Genomic DNA, 16,063 nt, shown 5'->3' with positions numbered 1-16,063 from the left:
CGGCCCGCGCTGCGGCGCGGCTCACCTCTGCCGTGCGGGACAGGGTGAGGTATGCGCCCTGGCCGCGAGGCCGTGCCCCCCTGACCCTGGCCCGCTCCCGCACGGGAAAGCGGGCCTATCGCGCGCGACTGACGAGGCCACGGCCTTCACGTTTCCGACCTTGAGCACGGACCTGACCCTGTGACCGGCACCCTCGAACACCTCGCCGACCTCGTCGGCGTCGCCGCCGGTTACACGGATGCCTTCGGGCAGCGGGTCGAGACCTCGCTGGAGACGCGGCGCGGCCTGCTCGACGCCCTCGGCTTCGCGGTCGGCAGCGAGGATGAGATCGCCGCGAGCCTGCGCAAGGTCGAGGCGCTCCGCCGCGGGCTGGTGCCGCCGCTCCTGCCCGTCGAGGCGCGGCGCAGCCACCGCGTGCCCGTGCGGGGCGAGGGCGGAATTCTCGCCTGGCGGCTCGTGGACGAGCGCGGGCAGGCGCGCGAGGGCCGGGCAGCCCTCGACGGGCCGGGCGGCGCGATCGAGCTGCCGCCGCTGACGCCGGGCTATCACCATCTCACGGTGACGCTGGGCGACAGGCGCGCGGAATCCTGGGTCATCGCCGCGCCGCAGCGCTGCTGGCGCCCGCGCCCCTACGCGGATGAGGGCGCGCGCGACTGGGGCCTGGCGGCGCAGCTCTACGGCCTGCGCTCGCCGGACAATCTCGGCATCGGCACCTACGCGGATGCGGGGCGCGCCGCCGTCGATGCGGGCATGCGGGGGGCTTCGTTCCTGGGATTAAGCCCGGTCCACGCCCTGTTCGAGAGCGACCGAACCAAGATCTCGCCCTACTCGCCCTCCTCGCGGCTCTTCCTCGAGACCCTGTTCATCGAGCCCGGCGCGCTGCCGGGCTTCAGGGGCTCGCGGGCCGAGGCGGTGCTGAGCACCGAGCGAGCGCGGACCGAGGCGCTGCGGGACGCCGCCCTCGTCGATCACCAGGGCGTCTGGGAGGTTCTCTCGCCGGTGCTGCGGGCGCTCTGGGAGGAATCCCCGGCCCGCGCCGGCGCCGATGCCGGCTTCGCCGAGTTCCGGCGGGCGGGGGGCGAGAACCTCGAATCGCACGCGACCTTCGAGGCCCTGTCGGCGCATTTCGCGGGCCTGGGCGCCCACTGGCTCGGCGACTGGCCGGAGGATTATCGCCGCGCCGGCACGGAGGCCGTGCGGGCTTTCGCGGCCGAGCAGCACGAGGCCGTGAGCTACCACGCCTGGCTGCAGTACCTCGCCGACCGGCAGCTCGCGCAGGCCGCCGACGCCGCCCTCGGCACCGGCATGCGCCTCGGCCTCTACCGCGACCTCGCCGTCGGCGCCGACCGCGGCGGCTCCGAGATCTGGTCGCATCCCGAGCGCTTCGCCAACCGCGTCTCGATCGGGGCGCCGCCCGATCTGCTCGCTCCCAAGGGCCAGGATTGGGGGCTGCCGGCCTTCGACCCGCTGGAGATGGAGCGCGACGGGCTCGCGGCCTTCCGGGCGCTGGTGCGCGCCAACATGCGGCACGCGGGCGCGATCCGCATCGACCACGCCTTCCAGCTCGCGCGCCTCTTCCTCATCCCGCTGACGGGCAGCGCTCGGGACGGCGCCTACGTGGCCATGCCCTTCGAGCCGATGCTGGCGGTGCTCCGGCTTGAGAGCCACCGCAGCAAGTGCCTCGTCATCGCGGAGGATCTCGGCACCGCGCCGGAGGGCTTCTCCGAGGCGCTGATGCAGGCCGGCATCCTGAGCTACCGCATCCTCGCCTTCGAGCGCGAGGGGGACGGGCACTTCAAGGCGCCGGGCGCCTATCCGCGCGACGCGCTGACCGCCATCACCACGCACGACCTGCCGACCTTCGTGGGCTGGTGGCGCGGCGTCGACACGGACACGCGCCAGTCGCTCGGCCTCTACGACGCGGACCGGGCGGAGACGGAACGGGCCGAGCGGGTCGCGGAGCGCGGCCGCCTCACCGAGGCGCTGGCCGGCGAGCAGTTGCTGCCCTCCTACGATCCGCCGGAGGCCGCGCCCTTCGAGGCCGCCGCCCGCTATCTCGCCCGCGCGCCCGCGATGCTCACGGCCGTGCAATACGAGGACGTGGTGTCGGAGCTGAGCCAGGCGAACGTGCCGGGCTCCACCGAAGGCTATCCGAACTGGCGGCGCAAGCTCGACCGCGACCTCGAATCGATCGCCGCGCCCGGCGGTCCGCTCGCCAAGCTCGCCGCCGCCCTGTCCGCGGAGGAGCGTGGGCCGCGCTCGGGCGCCGCGCGCCTCGCCTCCGAGCCGCCGCGTGCGACCTACCGTCTGCAGTTCCACCGCGACTTCACCTTCGCGGACGCGGAAACGATCGTCCCGTATCTCGCGAAGCTCGGCATCAGCCACGTCTACGCCTCGCCGCTGCAGACGGCGCGGCCGGGCTCGACCCACGGCTACGACATCGTCAACCACGGGGCGATCAACCCCGAGCTCGGCGGCGAGGCGGGCTTCGTGCGCCTCTCGGACGCGTTGCGCGCGCACGGGCTGAAGCTCCTCCTCGACATCGTGCCGAACCACATGGGGGTCGGCGGCGCCGACAATCCCTGGTGGCTCTCCGTGCTCGAATGGGGCGCGCTCTCGCCCTTCGCGCACGCCTTCGACATCGACTGGGAGCGCCAGGGCGCGAACCGCAACCTCGTGATCCCGTTCCTCGGCGACCGCTACGGCGAGGCGCTGGAGAAGGGCTTGCTGGAGCTGAAGTTCGACGAGGCGACCGGCGCCTTCAGCGTCTGGCACTACGAGCACCAGTTCCCGGTCCGCCCTCTCAATTACCCGACGATTCTCAACCGGGTCCTGGCGGCCCTCGGCGAGGTGGGCGACGACGCCTCGGCCGAGCTGCTCGCCATCTCCGAGCGCCTGCGCACGATGGGCGAGGAGACCGCCCCCGAGCGCCGCCGCGCCTTTCCGGAGGAGGCCGAGGGGCTGAAGCAGCGCCTCGCGAAGGTGGCGAGCGCCTCGCCCGCCATCCGCGACGCGGTGGCCCGCACCCTCAAGCTCCTCAACGGCTTCAAGGGGCATCCCGACAGCTTCGGGCCGCTGCACCGGCTGCTCGAGAGCCAGGCCTACCGCCTCGCCCATTGGCGGGTGGCCTCGAGCGACATCAACTACCGCCGCTTCTTCGACGTGAACTCGCTCGCGGGGCTGCGCGTCGAGAAGTCCGACATCTTCCACCGCTCGCACGAGACCGTGTTCCGGCACGTGCGCGAGGGGCGGATCGACGGCCTGCGCATCGACCATATCGACGGGCTCGCCGACCCGCTCGGCTATGCACGCGCCTTGCAGGCGGCGGTCGGGCCCGGCTTCTACGTGGTGGTGGAGAAGATCCTCGAACCCGGCGAGCGGCTGCGGTCCTGGCCGGTCGCCGGCACCACCGGCTACGACGTGCTGAACCAGCTCGACGGCATCCTGGTCGACCGCGAGAAGCGCGGGCGGATCCAGCGCCTCTACGAGTGGGGGACGGGCTACGACGAGCCCTACGGTTTCCAGCTCCGCGCCGCCAAGGCCGAGATCCTGGAGATCAGCTTCGCGAGCGAGCTGGAAGTCTTGGCGACCGATCTGAAGGAGATCGCCGATTCCGACCGGCGCACCCGCGACTTCTCGCTGAACGCGATCCGGCGGGCGCTGATCGAGATCATCGCCCGCTTTCCCACCTACCGCAGCTACCTGCCGCCGGACCTCGACGAGAGCGACGTCGAGCCGGAGGACGTGCGCCTGATCGAGGGCGCGGTCGCCAAGGCCAAGCGCTGGAGCGCGCTGCCCGACCGCTCGGTGCACGACTTCGCGGCGAACGTGCTGCTCGGGCGCGTCGACACGACCGGGCCGGGCCGGCCGGAGTCGCGTGTCATCCTGCGCTTCCGGCGCCGCTTCCAGCAGCTCACCGGGCCGGTGATGGCCAAGAGCCTGGAGGACACCCTGTTCTACCGCTACGCCCTGCTGCTGGCGCTGAACGAGGTCGGCGGCGACCCGGGCGAGTACGGCATCGACGCGGACGGGTTCCACGCGCTGCAATCCGCGCGCGCCCGCGACTGGCCGAACGCCATGATCACCACGGCGACGCACGACACCAAGCGCGGCGAGGATGCCCGAGCGCGGCTCCTCGCCCTCTCCGAGATGCCGGAGGAATGGGCCCGCGCCTGGGACATCTGGCGCGAGACGGCCGCGCCGCACCTCGGCAGCATCGACGACGAGCCCGCGCCCGACGCCAACGACCAGTGGATGTTCCTCCAGGCGATCCTGGGCGCCTGGCCGCTCGAACTCCTCGACGGCGACGATCCCGGGCAGATCGAGGATTTCCGCAACCGCCTCGTCGCCTATTCCGAGAAGGCGATGCGCGAGGGCAAGCGCCGGTCGAGCTGGGTCAACGTCGACGAGGCCTACGAGGGCGCCGTCCGCTCCCTGTTCGAGGCCCTGGTCGCGCCGGGCGCGCCGTTCCTGGCGAAGCTCCGCCCCTTCGCGAGGCGCCTCGCCCATCTCGGCATGATCGCGGGGCTCGGCCGCACCGTCCTCAAGGCGACGCTGCCGGGCCTGCCCGACACCTACCAGGGCACCGAGTTCTGGGATTTCTCCTTCGTCGACCCGGACAACCGCCGCCCCGTCGACTATGCGGAGCGCGCCCGGGCGCTGGAGGCCGGCACGCCGGCGGCCGAGCTCCTGGCCGACTGGACCGACGGCCGCGTCAAGCAGGCATTGCTGGCCCGGATCCTGGCGGATCGGGCCGCTCATCCCGCCTTCTACGCGGAGGCCGGCTACGAGCCGGCGGCGGCGCGCGGCGCGCAGGCGGATCATGTCATCGCCTTCACACGTTCCGATGCCACGGCCGATCCGGGCGACCTGCTGGTGGCGGTGCCCCGGCTCGTCGCGCGGCTGACGGGCGAGAGGAGCTGGACCTCCGAGGCGTTCGCCGGCACCAGCCTGGACGCGCCCGCCGGCAGCGCCTGGCAGGACCTGCTGACGGGCGAGCGGCACGAGGGCGGGCGGCTCGACCTCGCGCGCCTGTTCGCGCGGCTGCCCTGCGCCGTGTTGCGGCGGGTGGCTTAGACGACGACGAGGACCCGTGCCGGAGAGAGACCCGCACGGAATGACACCGGACCGCGTGACGAAGCCGAGGGCAGCATGAACGCACCGACCACAGCCAAGGGGACCCGCAAGGCGACCGGCGCGAAGTCCGTCGCGCTTCCCGCGAGCCTCGCGCCGCGGGCGGAGGGGCCGCGCATCTACAACCTGTTCCCGCTCCTCGTCGGCCGCGTCTCGGACTGGGCCCGCGAATTGCCCCGCATCGCCGGCCTCGGCTTCGACTGGGTCTATCTCAACCCGTTCCACCAGACCGGTGGCTCGCGCAGCCTCTACGCGGTCGCCGACACGGATGCCCTCGACGAGCGCCTGCGCGACCTCGACGGGACGCCCGACGACGAGCAGATCCGCCGCTTCTGCAAGGCGGCCGAGGCGCAGGGCCTGCGGGTGATGACCGACCTCGTCATCAATCATGCGGCCAATGACGGCCGGCTCGCCCGGGAGCGGCCGGACCTTTTCATGAAGGACGAGACGGGGCAGCCCGCGAGCCCCTACGCCGTCGATCCCGACGATCCGTCGAAGCGCACGGTCTGGGGCGACCTCGCCGAGCTCGACTATCATTCCGGGCACGCGCGGGGCGAGCTGACCCGGATCTGGGACGGCTACATCGCGCGCCTGCAGGGACTCGGCGTCGCTGGCTTCCGGTGCGATGCGGCCTACAAGGTCCCGCCGGAGGTGTGGCGCGCGCTGATCGGCGGCGCGAAGGGCCGCGACCGCGCCTGCCTGTTCGCGGCCGAGACGCTCGGCTGCACCTTCGAGGAGGCGCGCGCCACCGCCGGCGCGGGCTTCGACTACCTGTTCAACTCCTTCGCCTGGTGGGACCTGAAGGCGCCCTGGGCGCTCGACCAGTACGAGCGCCTGCGCACCATCGCGCCCTCGATCGCCTTCCCGGAGAACCACGACATGGCCCGGCTCGCCGCGGAGGTCGGCGGCGGACCGGAGGTGGTGGGCGCGCACCTGCGCAGCCGCTACGCGCTCGCGGCCTTCTTCTCGTCGGGCGTGCTGATGCCGATCGGCTACGAGTGGGGCTACGCCCGGGCGCTGCACGTGGTCGACACGACGCCCGAGGCCCGCGAGACCGACAGCGGTCTCGACATCTCGGGCTTCATCGCCGCCATCAACGCCCTGCGGGCCGCCTTGCCGGCCGCCAATGTCGAGGGCGCGCAGGTGCGGATCTCGGCGCCGGACGCCGCCTTCGTGGCGCTTCTGCGCTACGATACCGGCCATCCGGCCTCGGCCCGCCACGCCGTTCTGGTGCTGTTCAACCCGGGCAAGCGCCCGGTGCCGGTCGATGCCGGCACGCTGGTCGTCCGCGCCGGCGGCCAGCTCGGGCCCTTCGTCGACCGCACGCCCGAGGCCGAGCCCATCGCCTTCCATCCGGGCTCGGCGATCGACCTCGCGCCGGGCGAGCTGCGCATCCTCGCGGCCGAGCGCGCCGCCGTCGCCGAGCTGCCGGGCCGCGGCATCCCCCGCGGCGAGGGCCGCGTCGTGATCGAGGCGGTGACGCCCGAGATCGACGGCGGGCGTTCGGCGGTCAAGCGGGTCGTGGGCGAGAGCCTGCAGGTCGAGGCCGACATCTTCTCGGACGGCCACGAGATCATCAACGCGGCGATCCTGTCCCGCGTCGTCGGCGAGGCCGAGTGGCGGCGCGACCCCATGGTCTTCGTCGACAACGACCGCTGGAGCGGCCACTTCCCGCTGGAGCGCAACGCCCGCTACGAGTTCACGATCGAGGCGTGGCGCGACGCCTTCTCGTCGTGGGTGCGCGACACGATGAAGAAGCGCGACGCCGGCATCGACGTGACGCTGGAGACGATCGAGGGCATCGAGATCGTCCAGACCGCGGCCGACCTCGCGAGCGGGCGCGACAAGGAGAGGCTCGCCGCCGTGGTGAGCGCGCTCGCCGCCGAGGAGACGGGATCGACCGCCCAGCTCCGGCGCATCCTCGAGCCCGAGACCACGAAGCTGATCCGCCGCAACGCCGAGCGGGTGAACGCCACCCGCTATCCCGTCGCGGTTCCCGTCATCGCCGACCGCCTCGCGGCCCGGTTCTCGGCCTGGTACGAGATCTTCCCGCGCTCGCAATCGGGCGACCCGAACCGCCACGGCACCTTCGACGACGTGATCGCCCGCCTGCCGGAGATCCGCGAGCTCGGCTTCGACGTGCTCTACTTCACGCCGATCCACCCGGTCGGGCGCACCAACCGCAAGGGCAAGAACAACACGCTCAAGGCCGGGCCCGGCGACGTCGGCTCGGTCTACGCCGTCGGCTCCGAGGAGGGCGGCCACGAGGCCGTGCACCCGGAGCTCGGCACCTTCGCGGATTTCGAGCGGCTTGTGGCGGCGAGCCACGCCTACGGCATGGAGATCGCCCTCGACTTCGCGATCCAGTGCTCGCCCGACCATCCCTGGATCAAGAACCACCCCGAATGGTTCGAGTGGCGCCCCGACGGAACGCTCAAATTCGCCGAGAACCCGCCGAAGAAGTACGAGGACATCTCGAACGTGCACTTCTACGGCGGCGCGCTGCCCTCGCTCTGGATCGAGCTTCGCGACATCGTGATGGGCTGGGCGACGCGCGGCGTGCGCATCTTCCGCGTCGACAACCCACACACCAAGCCGATCCCCTTCTGGGAATGGATGATCGCCGAGGTCAACGGGCGCTTCCCCGACGTGATCTTCCTGGCCGAGGCCTTCACCCGGCCCAAGATGATGAAGAAGCTCGCCAAGGCGGGCTACCAGCAGAGCTACACCTACTTCACGTGGCGCAACACGAAGCAGGAGCTGACCGACTACGCCCTCGAACTCGCCGGCCCCATGGGCGAGTACTACCGGCCGAATTTCTTCGCGAACACGCCCGACATCAACCCGCACTACCTGCAGACGAGCGGCCGCCCGGGCTTCATCGTGCGCGCGACGCTGGCGGCGACCCTCTCCTCCGTCTACGGCATCTACAACGGCTTCGAGCTGTGCGAGGCCGCGCCCTATCCGGGCAAGGAGGAATACCTCAATTCCGAGAAGTACGAGCTGAAGGCCTGGGACTACGACCGGCCCGGGAACATCCGCGAGCACATCATCAAGCTGAACGCCATCCGGCGCGGCAACCCGGCCCTGTGGGACTTCCGGAACGTCGTCTTCACGGGCGCCTTCAACGATCAGATCATCGCCTATGCCAGGATGACGCCCGAGGGCGACAATTGCATCTTCGTGATGGTCAACCTCGATCCGAAGAACCGCCAGGAATGCACCTACGAGGTGCCGCTCTGGCTGCTCGGCCAGGGCGACGACGGCGCCGTGGCGGTCGAGGACCTGCTGCAGGGCTACACGTTCGAACTCTACGGCAAGTCCCACCGCATCGCCCTCGACCCGGCCGAGCGCTCCTGCGTGATCTGGCGCCTGCGCCTGCCGCGCCGGGTTGCGGAATGAGGGCGTGCGTGCAACGAGAGCGCGGCCGCGCTCCGTCGCGCTGTCGCCAAGATGATGGGGTCGAAGCCCCGCCGAACGTTCACGGACCGACGCCGCCGTGCGGAAGCCAAAGAACGCCCTGACCTGACGCATGAGGCAGCGACGCGATGATCGATCGCAGCGATCCGCAATGGTACCGTGACGCCATCATCTACCAGATCCACGTCAAGTCGTTCTTCGACTCGAACAATGACGGGATCGGCGATTTCGAGGGGCTGACCCAGAAGCTCGACTACGTGCGCGACCTCGGCGTCACGGCGATCTGGCTGATGCCGTTCTACCCGTCCCCGCTGCGCGACGACGGCTACGACATCGCCGATTACCGCGACATCAACGCCTCCTACGGCGACATGGACGCCTTCCGGCGCTTCGTGGAGGCCGCCCACGAACGGGGCTTGCGCGTCATCACCGAGCTCGTCATCAATCACACCTCGGACCAGCACCCCTGGTTCCAGCGCGCCCGCGAGGCGCCGGCCGGGAGCCCCGAGCGCGACTTCTACGTCTGGTCGGATGCCGACGATAAGTACGGCGACACCCGCATCATCTTCCTCGATACGGAAGCCTCGAACTGGACCTGGGACCCGGTCGCCAAGCAGTATTTCTGGCACCGGTTCTACTCGCACCAGCCCGACCTCAACTTCGACAACCCGAAGGTCCTGGAAGCCGTCATCGAGGTGATGCGCTACTGGCTCGACATGGGAGTCGACGGGCTTCGCCTCGACGCGATCCCCTACCTGATCGAGCGCGAGGGCACGAACTGCGAGAACCTCGCCGAGACCCACACGGTCATCAAGGCGATCCGGGCGGCGCTCGACGCGACCTATCCGGACCGCATGTTGCTCGCCGAGGCCAACCAGTGGCCGGAGGAGACGGCACAGTATTTCGGCGACGGCGACGAGTGCCACATGGCATTCCACTTCCCGCTGATGCCGCGCATGTACATGGCGATCGCCCGCGAGGACCGGCACCCGATCACCGACATCATGCGCCAGACCCCGGAGATCCCGGAGGGCTGCCAGTGGGCCATCTTCCTGCGCAACCACGACGAGCTGACGCTCGAGATGGTCACGGCGGAAGAGCGTGACTACCTCTGGTCGTTCTACGCCGCCGAGCGCCGCGCCCGCATCAACCTCGGCATCCGCCGCCGACTGGCCCCGCTCCTCGAGAACGACCGGCGCAAGATCGAGCTGATGAAGTCGCTCGTGCTGTCGATGCCCGGCACGCCGGTGCTCTATTACGGCGACGAGATCGGGATGGGCGACAACATCTATCTCGGCGACCGCGACGGCGTGCGGACCCCGATGCAATGGTCGCCTGACCGCAACGGCGGCTTCTCGCGCGCCAACCCCCAGAAGCTGTTCCTGCCCGCGATCCAGGACCCGATCTACGGCTTCGACGCCATCAACGTCGAGGCGCAGACCCAGGCCCAGACGAGCCTGCTCAACTGGACGCGGCGCATGATCGCGATCCGCAACAACAGCGTGGCGCTCGGGCGCGGCACCATGCAGTTCCTGTACCCGTCGAACCGCAAGGTCCTGGCCTGGATCCGCGAGTTCGAGGGCGAGCGGGTGCTGTGCGTGGCAAACCTCTCGCGGGCCCCGCAGGCGGTGCAGCTCGACCTGTCCGAGCTGCGCAGCGCGGTGCCGATCGAGCTGACCGGCGGCACGGAGTTCCCGGCGATCGGCGAATTGCCCTACCTGCTGACGCTGCCGGCCTACGGCTTCTACTGGTTCACCCTGAGCGCGGCCAATACCGGCGCGGTCGGGCCCCAGCCCGAGGCGCCGGAGCTGTTCACCTTGGTGCTCACCGGCGGCATCGAGACCCTGATGGCGGGCCGCGAGCGCATCGCCTTCGAGCGCACCGTGGTGCCGCCCTTCATCGCGAGCCGCCGCTGGTTCGGCGCCAAGGGCTCGCGCATCAAGGCCGTCCAGGTCACCGACTTCGCCGCCCTGAAGGACGGGCGCGGCGAGGCGAAGTTCCTGCTGCCACGGGTCTGCGTGAACCTCTCCAACGGCGAGCGGCAGGATTACTTCGTGCCCGTCGGCGTCGACGAGGGCCGCGAGGACGAGAGCCTGATGACGCACGCGGTGGCCCGCGTCCGCCGCGGCCCGCGCACCGGCCTCCTCTACGGCGCGGCCGCATCGCCGGGCTTCGCGGTCAGCCTGATCGAGGGGATGCGCGCGGGCCGCGAGATCCCGAGCGAGACGGGCCGCCTCGTCTTCGCCGCGACCTCCGCCTTCGACCGCGACATCGCCTTCGAGGAGGGCGACATCCGCCGCCTCTCGGCCGAGCAGAGCAACACCTCGATCGCCATCGGCTCGAAGATGATGCTCAAGCTGCTGCGCCGCCTGCAGCCCGGCATGCATCCGGAGATCGAGGTCGGCCGCTTCCTCACCGAGGAGGCGCGGTTCGGAAACACCCCGGCGCTGCTCGGCACGCTCGAGCACGTGGCGCCCGACGGCACCCGGACGGCGCTCGCGCTGCTGCAGGCCTACGTGCTCAACCAGGGCGATGCCTGGACGCTGATGCTCGAAGGGCTGCGCCGCGACTTCGACACGGTGGTGCTCGCCCCCGAGAGCGAGGCGCCGACGCCCGAGGAGGCCTTCAACGCCCATCTGCGCTGGGCCGAGCTGCTCGGCCGGCGCACCGCCGAGATGCACAACGCCTTCGCGATCGAGACGAGCGATCCCGCCTTCGCGGCCGAGCCCTTCACGGGCGGGGATCTCGACACGCTCGGCCGCGACGCCCGCCACCAGGCCGAGCGCGCCTTCCGGGGCCTCGCCGCGATGGCCGAGCGCGGCCTCGATGCCGGCCGTCCGGCGAGCGCGGCGCTCGCCGGGCGCCGGGGCGAGGTCGAGGCCCTGATCGAGAGCCTGACCTCGGCCCCGCCGAAGGGCGCCTGGAAGACCCGCATCCACGGCGACTACCATCTCGGCCAGGTGCTGGCCTCGGAGGGCGACCTCATCATCGTCGATTTCGAGGGCGAGCCCTCGCGGCCGGCCGACGAGCGCCGGGCGAAGTCGACGCCGCTGCGCGACGTCGCCGGCATGCTGCGCTCCTTCGCCTACGGCGCCGAGACGGTGACCCGCGAGATCGCGAGCCGCTTCGCGGATTCCGAGGAGCGCGCCCGCAACGCCTCGATCGCCTGGCGCGGCATGATCGATGCGGCCTTCCTGGAGGGCTACGAGGCGGCCTCGCGCGCGAGCCGCGCCGCCGTGACCGACCCCGAGACGCGGGCGCGCCTGCTGAAACTCTGCCTCCTGATCAAGGCGCTCTACGAGGTGGACTACGAGGCCAACAACCGCCCGGACTGGATCGAAATTCCGGCCCGAGGGGTTCTCACCATTCTGGACGAGACCAAGAGAGGCATCTGAATGACGGGCATCGACGAGACCTTCGCGACCAGGACCGATCTCGGATCGGGCGCGCCTCGGACCGCGGACGTCCCGCCGCCCGCCGGGAAGACGGCGCCCGCGCAGGCCCCGGGCCGGGGCCTCCATCCGGACGCCGTCGCCGCGGTCATGGCCGCCAATCACGGCGATGCCTTCGCGGTCCTGGGCCCGCATCAGGTCGGGCCGAGGGCCTGGGAGGTCCGCGCCGTACTGCCCGAGGCCAAGAGCGCCGCGCTGCTCGTCGGCGAGAGCCGCGTCCCCTTCGAGCGCCGCCACCCGGACGGCTTCTACGTGGCGAGCCTGGAGAGCGAGGGGCGGCCGCTCTACGAGATCGAGGTCGAGCACTGGGACGGCCAGCGGCGGCGGCGCCACGACCCCTACGGCTTCGGCTCCTCGCTGGAGCAGCAGGATCTCCACGCCCTGCGCGAGGTCGGCTCGAACCTCGTCTACCGGGTGCTCGGCGCCCAGGCCGGGCGGCTCGACGGCATCGACGGATTCCGCTTCGCCGTCTGGGCGCCGAACGCCCGGCGCGTCAGCGTGGTCGGCGACTTCAACGACTGGGACGGACGGCGCCATCCGATGCGCCTCTGGCCGGACGGCGGCATCTGGGAGCTGTTCGTTCCCGGCCTCAAGGCCGGCGTCAGCTACAAGTTCGAGATCCGCGGCCCCGACGGGTCGCTCCTGCCCCTCAAGGCCGACCCGCTCGCCTTCGCCGCGCAGAAGCCGCCCGAGACGGCCTCCGTCCTGCAGGGCACCAGCGAGCCCGACTGGCACGACGCCGCCTGGATGGCGAGCCGCGGCGAGAAGGACCCGCGCCACTCGGCCATCGCGATCTACGAGGTCCATCTCGGTTCCTGGGCGCGGGTGCCGGACGAGGGCAACCGCTACCTGACCTACCGGGAGCTCGCCGCCCGCCTCATCCCCTACGTCAAGGAGTTGGGCTTCACCCATATCGAGATGCTGCCGATCACGGAGTACCCGTTCGACGGCTCATGGGGCTACCAGCCCGTGTCGCTGTTCGCGCCGACGAGCCGCTTCGGCACGCCCGACGACTTCGCCCATTTCGTGAACGCGGCCCACGAGGCCGGCATCGGCGTCCTGCTCGACTGGGTGCCGGGCCATTTCCCCCTCGACGCGCACGGGCTCGGCCAGTTCGACGGCACGCACCTCTACGAGCACGCCGACCCGCGCCAGGGCTTCCACCAGGATTGGGGCACCTACATCTACAATTTCGGCCGGACGGAAGTCGCGACGTTCCTCGCCGCCAACGCGCGCTTCTGGCTCGAGCACTACCACCTCGACGGCCTGCGCGTCGACGCGGTCGCCTCGATGCTCTACCTCGACTATTCGCGCCGGGCGGGCGAGTGGATCCCGAACCAGTACGGCGGCAACGAGAACCTCGACGCCATCAACTTCCTGAGGAAGACCAACGAGGCCACCTACAGCCACGCGCCCGGCACCATCACGGTGGCGGAGGAATCGACCTCGTGGCCGGGCGTGTCGCACCCGACCTATACGGGCGGGCTCGGCTTCGGCTTCAAGTGGAACATGGGATGGATGCACGACACGCTGCAATTCATCTCGAAGGAGCCGATCCACCGGCGCTACCACCACCACGACCTCACCTTCGGCCTGCTCTACGCCTTCTCGGAGAACTTCATCCTGCCGCTCTCCCACGACGAGGTGGTGCACGGGAAGGGCTCGATGCTCGGCAAGATGCCGGGCGACCGCTGGCAGAAATTCGCCAACCTCCGCGCCTATTACGGCTTCATGTGGGGGCATCCGGGCAAGAAGCTGCTCTTCATGGGCGGCGAGTTCGGCCAGGAGCGGGAGTGGAACCACAACCAGAGCCTCGACTGGCACCTGCTCGACGATCCCTTCCACAAGGGCGTCCAGGACGTGATCCGCGACCTCAACCACCTCTATCTCGCGACGCCGGCCCTCTACGCGCGCGACGTCGAGCCGGCGGCCTTCCAGTGGCTCGTGGCGGACGACCAGGACAACAGCGTCATCGCCTGGGCCCGCAAGGGCAAGCAGCCGAACGAGATCGCGATCGTCGTCTCGAACTTCACGCCGGTGCCGCGCCACGGCTACCGCATCGGCGTGCCCGCGCCCGGCTTCTACCGCGAGGCGTTCAACTCCGACGCCGAGGGCTACGGCGGCTCGAACGTCGGCAACATGGGCGGGCTGCACGCCGAGGCGGGCGAGAGCCACGGTCAGGCGCAATCGCTCTGCCTGACGCTGCCCCCGCTCGCGACGATGATCTTCGTTCTGGAGGGTTGACCTCCCGGGGCGCGCCGGAGCGGCCTCAGGCCGCCCGGACGCTCTCGAGGAAGCGCGCGATCTCGACGCCGAGATGATCGGACTGGTGCGACAGGCCGGCGGCCGAGGCCAAGACCCGGGCCGCGGCAGTGCCGGTCTCGCCGGCCGCGCCGGCGACGCCCGCGATGTTGGCCGTCACCTCGCCCGTGCCCGCGGCAGCCTGCCCGACGCTCCGGACGATCTCCCGCGTCGCCGCGCCCTGCTCCTCGACGGCGGAGGCGATCGACGTCGCCACCGCGCTCATCTCCTCGATCCGCGTACCGATTCCGCCGATGGCGGCGACGGCCTGATGCGTCGCCTCCTGGATGCCGCCGATCTGCCGGCGGATCTCCTCGGTCGAGCGCGTGGTCTGGTTGGCGAGTTCCTTCACCTCGGCGGCGACGATGGCGAAGCCGCGGCCGGCTTCGCCCGCGCGAGCGGCCTCGATCGTGGCGTTGAGCGCCAGCAGGTTCGTTTGGCCGGCGATGGACGAGATCATCGAGACCACGTCGCCGACCTGCGTCGCGGCGCTGCTGAGGTCACCGATCAGGGTCGCGGTGCGTCCCGCCTCCACGACGGCGGCCCGCGCCAGAGACGCCGACCCCTCGACCTGGCGCGCGATCTCGCCGACGGAGGCGCTGAGTTGCTCGGCCGCCGAGGCGACGCTGCCCACATGCGTCGAGGCCGCCGCGGCGGCCGACGCGACGGTGGCCGACTGACCGGTCGTCTCGGCCGCCGTCTCGCTCATGGCATGGGCCGTCGACTGGAGTTCTCCGGCGGAAGCCGCGAGCTGGCCAACGATCGTCCCGACGGCCGCCTCGAAGGCGTCCGCCATCGCGGCAGTCCCGGCGCGCCGCGCACGCTCCTGTTCCGTCCCCTCGCGCAGGCGACGCTCCTCCTCGGCCCGGATCAGGCCCCGCTGGAGCGCCTCGAGGCGGCGCGCCATGTCGCCGACCTCGTCGGATCGCTCGCGGCCCGGAACCGCGCGCCCGTAATCGCCCTCGGCGACCGCGGCCATCGCCTGTCCCACGGCCGCGTAGCCGCGGACGAGGGCCCGGTAGGCGAAGAAGCCGAGCGCCAGCACCGAGGCGATCGTGCAGGCGAGCGCCGCGATGACGACCCGGGCCCACAGCGCGGCCTCCGACTCGTTCCGCGAGACGGTCTCGCTCGTCCGGTTCTGGAGAAGCACGTAGAATTCGTCCAGCGGCCGCATGATCGCGGCCTTGAACCGGTGATAGTCCGTGGAATGGACGAGGGCGGCGGCGCGAAGCTGCGCCTGCTCTCGATCCCATCGCGCGACGGGAGCGCCCTGCGCATCCTTCCCCTCGACGAGATTCATCGCCTCGACCTCGAGCTTGACGAGGCCGTCGGAGTTCCGCACCGCCTCCGCGAGCTTGCCCGTCTCCTGGTCGCTGAAGCCGAGGCGTTCCATCAGCGTGCCGACCGGAACCGTCTCGCCGTCCGGTCGAGGCTTCGCCTCGCCTCCCGCCACGAGATCCCAGTAGATCCGGTGGTACTCCACGGGCCTCGGCTTCCGACCGGCGCGGATGTCCAGCACGTCCTGATACTGCTGCTTCCAGACGGGATCGCCCGTGATGACGTAGGTCCGCCCCAGGCGCGTCAGATCGTCCGAACTCTGGCGGATCTCGTCTGCGAGAAGCAGCGACTGCAATCGTGTCTCGTGCGCACCGACCACGCCGTTGACGGCGGCCCCGTGCCGCCAAATTGCGCTCGCCAGAGTTGCGCCAGCGCCTGTACTAACAACGCAAAGTATAGAGAATGTCCTGACCAGGCGA

Annotated in this window: 5 protein-coding genes; 4 read left to right on the top strand and 1 reads right to left on the bottom strand. The window is 70.9% G+C overall.

Going from position 1 to position 16,063, the window contains the following annotated elements; all coding sequences use genetic code 11:
* The first annotated feature begins 180 nt into the window (after window positions 1-180).
* From WDW90_RS04645 to glgB, 4 genes are all read left to right on the top strand, one after another.
* On the top strand, window positions 181-5,076 hold the full coding sequence (locus tag WDW90_RS04645; protein ID WP_336486119.1) for a malto-oligosyltrehalose synthase: 4,896 nt from the start codon (window positions 181-183) through the stop codon (window positions 5,074-5,076).
* Window positions 5,077-5,151: 75 nt separating this feature from the next.
* Entirely contained in the window at window positions 5,152-8,535 is a 3,384-nt protein-coding gene (locus WDW90_RS04640) for a maltotransferase domain-containing protein (RefSeq protein ID WP_336486118.1), read from the top strand.
* Between the two features lie 146 nt (window positions 8,536-8,681).
* The gene (treS, locus tag WDW90_RS04635; RefSeq protein WP_336486117.1) at window positions 8,682-11,948 is read left to right on the top strand and encodes a maltose alpha-D-glucosyltransferase; all 3,267 of its coding nucleotides are present in this window, start codon (window positions 8,682-8,684) and stop codon (window positions 11,946-11,948) included.
* A complete protein-coding gene (gene glgB, locus WDW90_RS04630) occupies window positions 11,949-14,249 on the top strand; it encodes a 1,4-alpha-glucan branching protein GlgB (RefSeq protein ID WP_336486115.1) in 2,301 nt (766 codons plus the stop codon).
* Window positions 14,250-14,274: 25 nt separating this feature from the next.
* Here glgB and WDW90_RS04625 read toward each other — a convergent pair whose 3' ends face one another.
* Window positions 14,275-15,939 carry a methyl-accepting chemotaxis protein gene (locus WDW90_RS04625; protein WP_336486114.1) on the bottom strand — a complete coding sequence of 555 codons (1,665 nt, stop codon included), beginning with the start codon at window positions 15,937-15,939 and terminating at the stop codon, window positions 14,275-14,277.
* Window positions 15,940-16,063: the final 124 nt, after the last annotated feature.

The organism is Methylobacterium nigriterrae (assembly GCF_037106235.1).
In the GTDB taxonomy this organism is placed as follows: Bacteria; Pseudomonadota; Alphaproteobacteria; order Rhizobiales; family Beijerinckiaceae; genus Methylobacterium; species Methylobacterium nigriterrae.
This window is presented reverse-complemented; position numbering and strand designations above follow the sequence as displayed.

Excerpts from the sequence above, each read along its gene's own strand:
- glgB (WP_336486115.1), top strand. The coding sequence starts at position 11,949 with ATGACGGGCATCGACGAGACCTTCGCGACCAGGACCGATCTCGGATCG.
- treS (WP_336486117.1), top strand. The coding sequence starts at position 8,682 with ATGATCGATCGCAGCGATCCGCAATGGTACCGTGACGCCATCATCTAC.
- WDW90_RS04640 (WP_336486118.1), top strand. The coding sequence starts at position 5,152 with ATGAACGCACCGACCACAGCCAAGGGGACCCGCAAGGCGACCGGCGCG.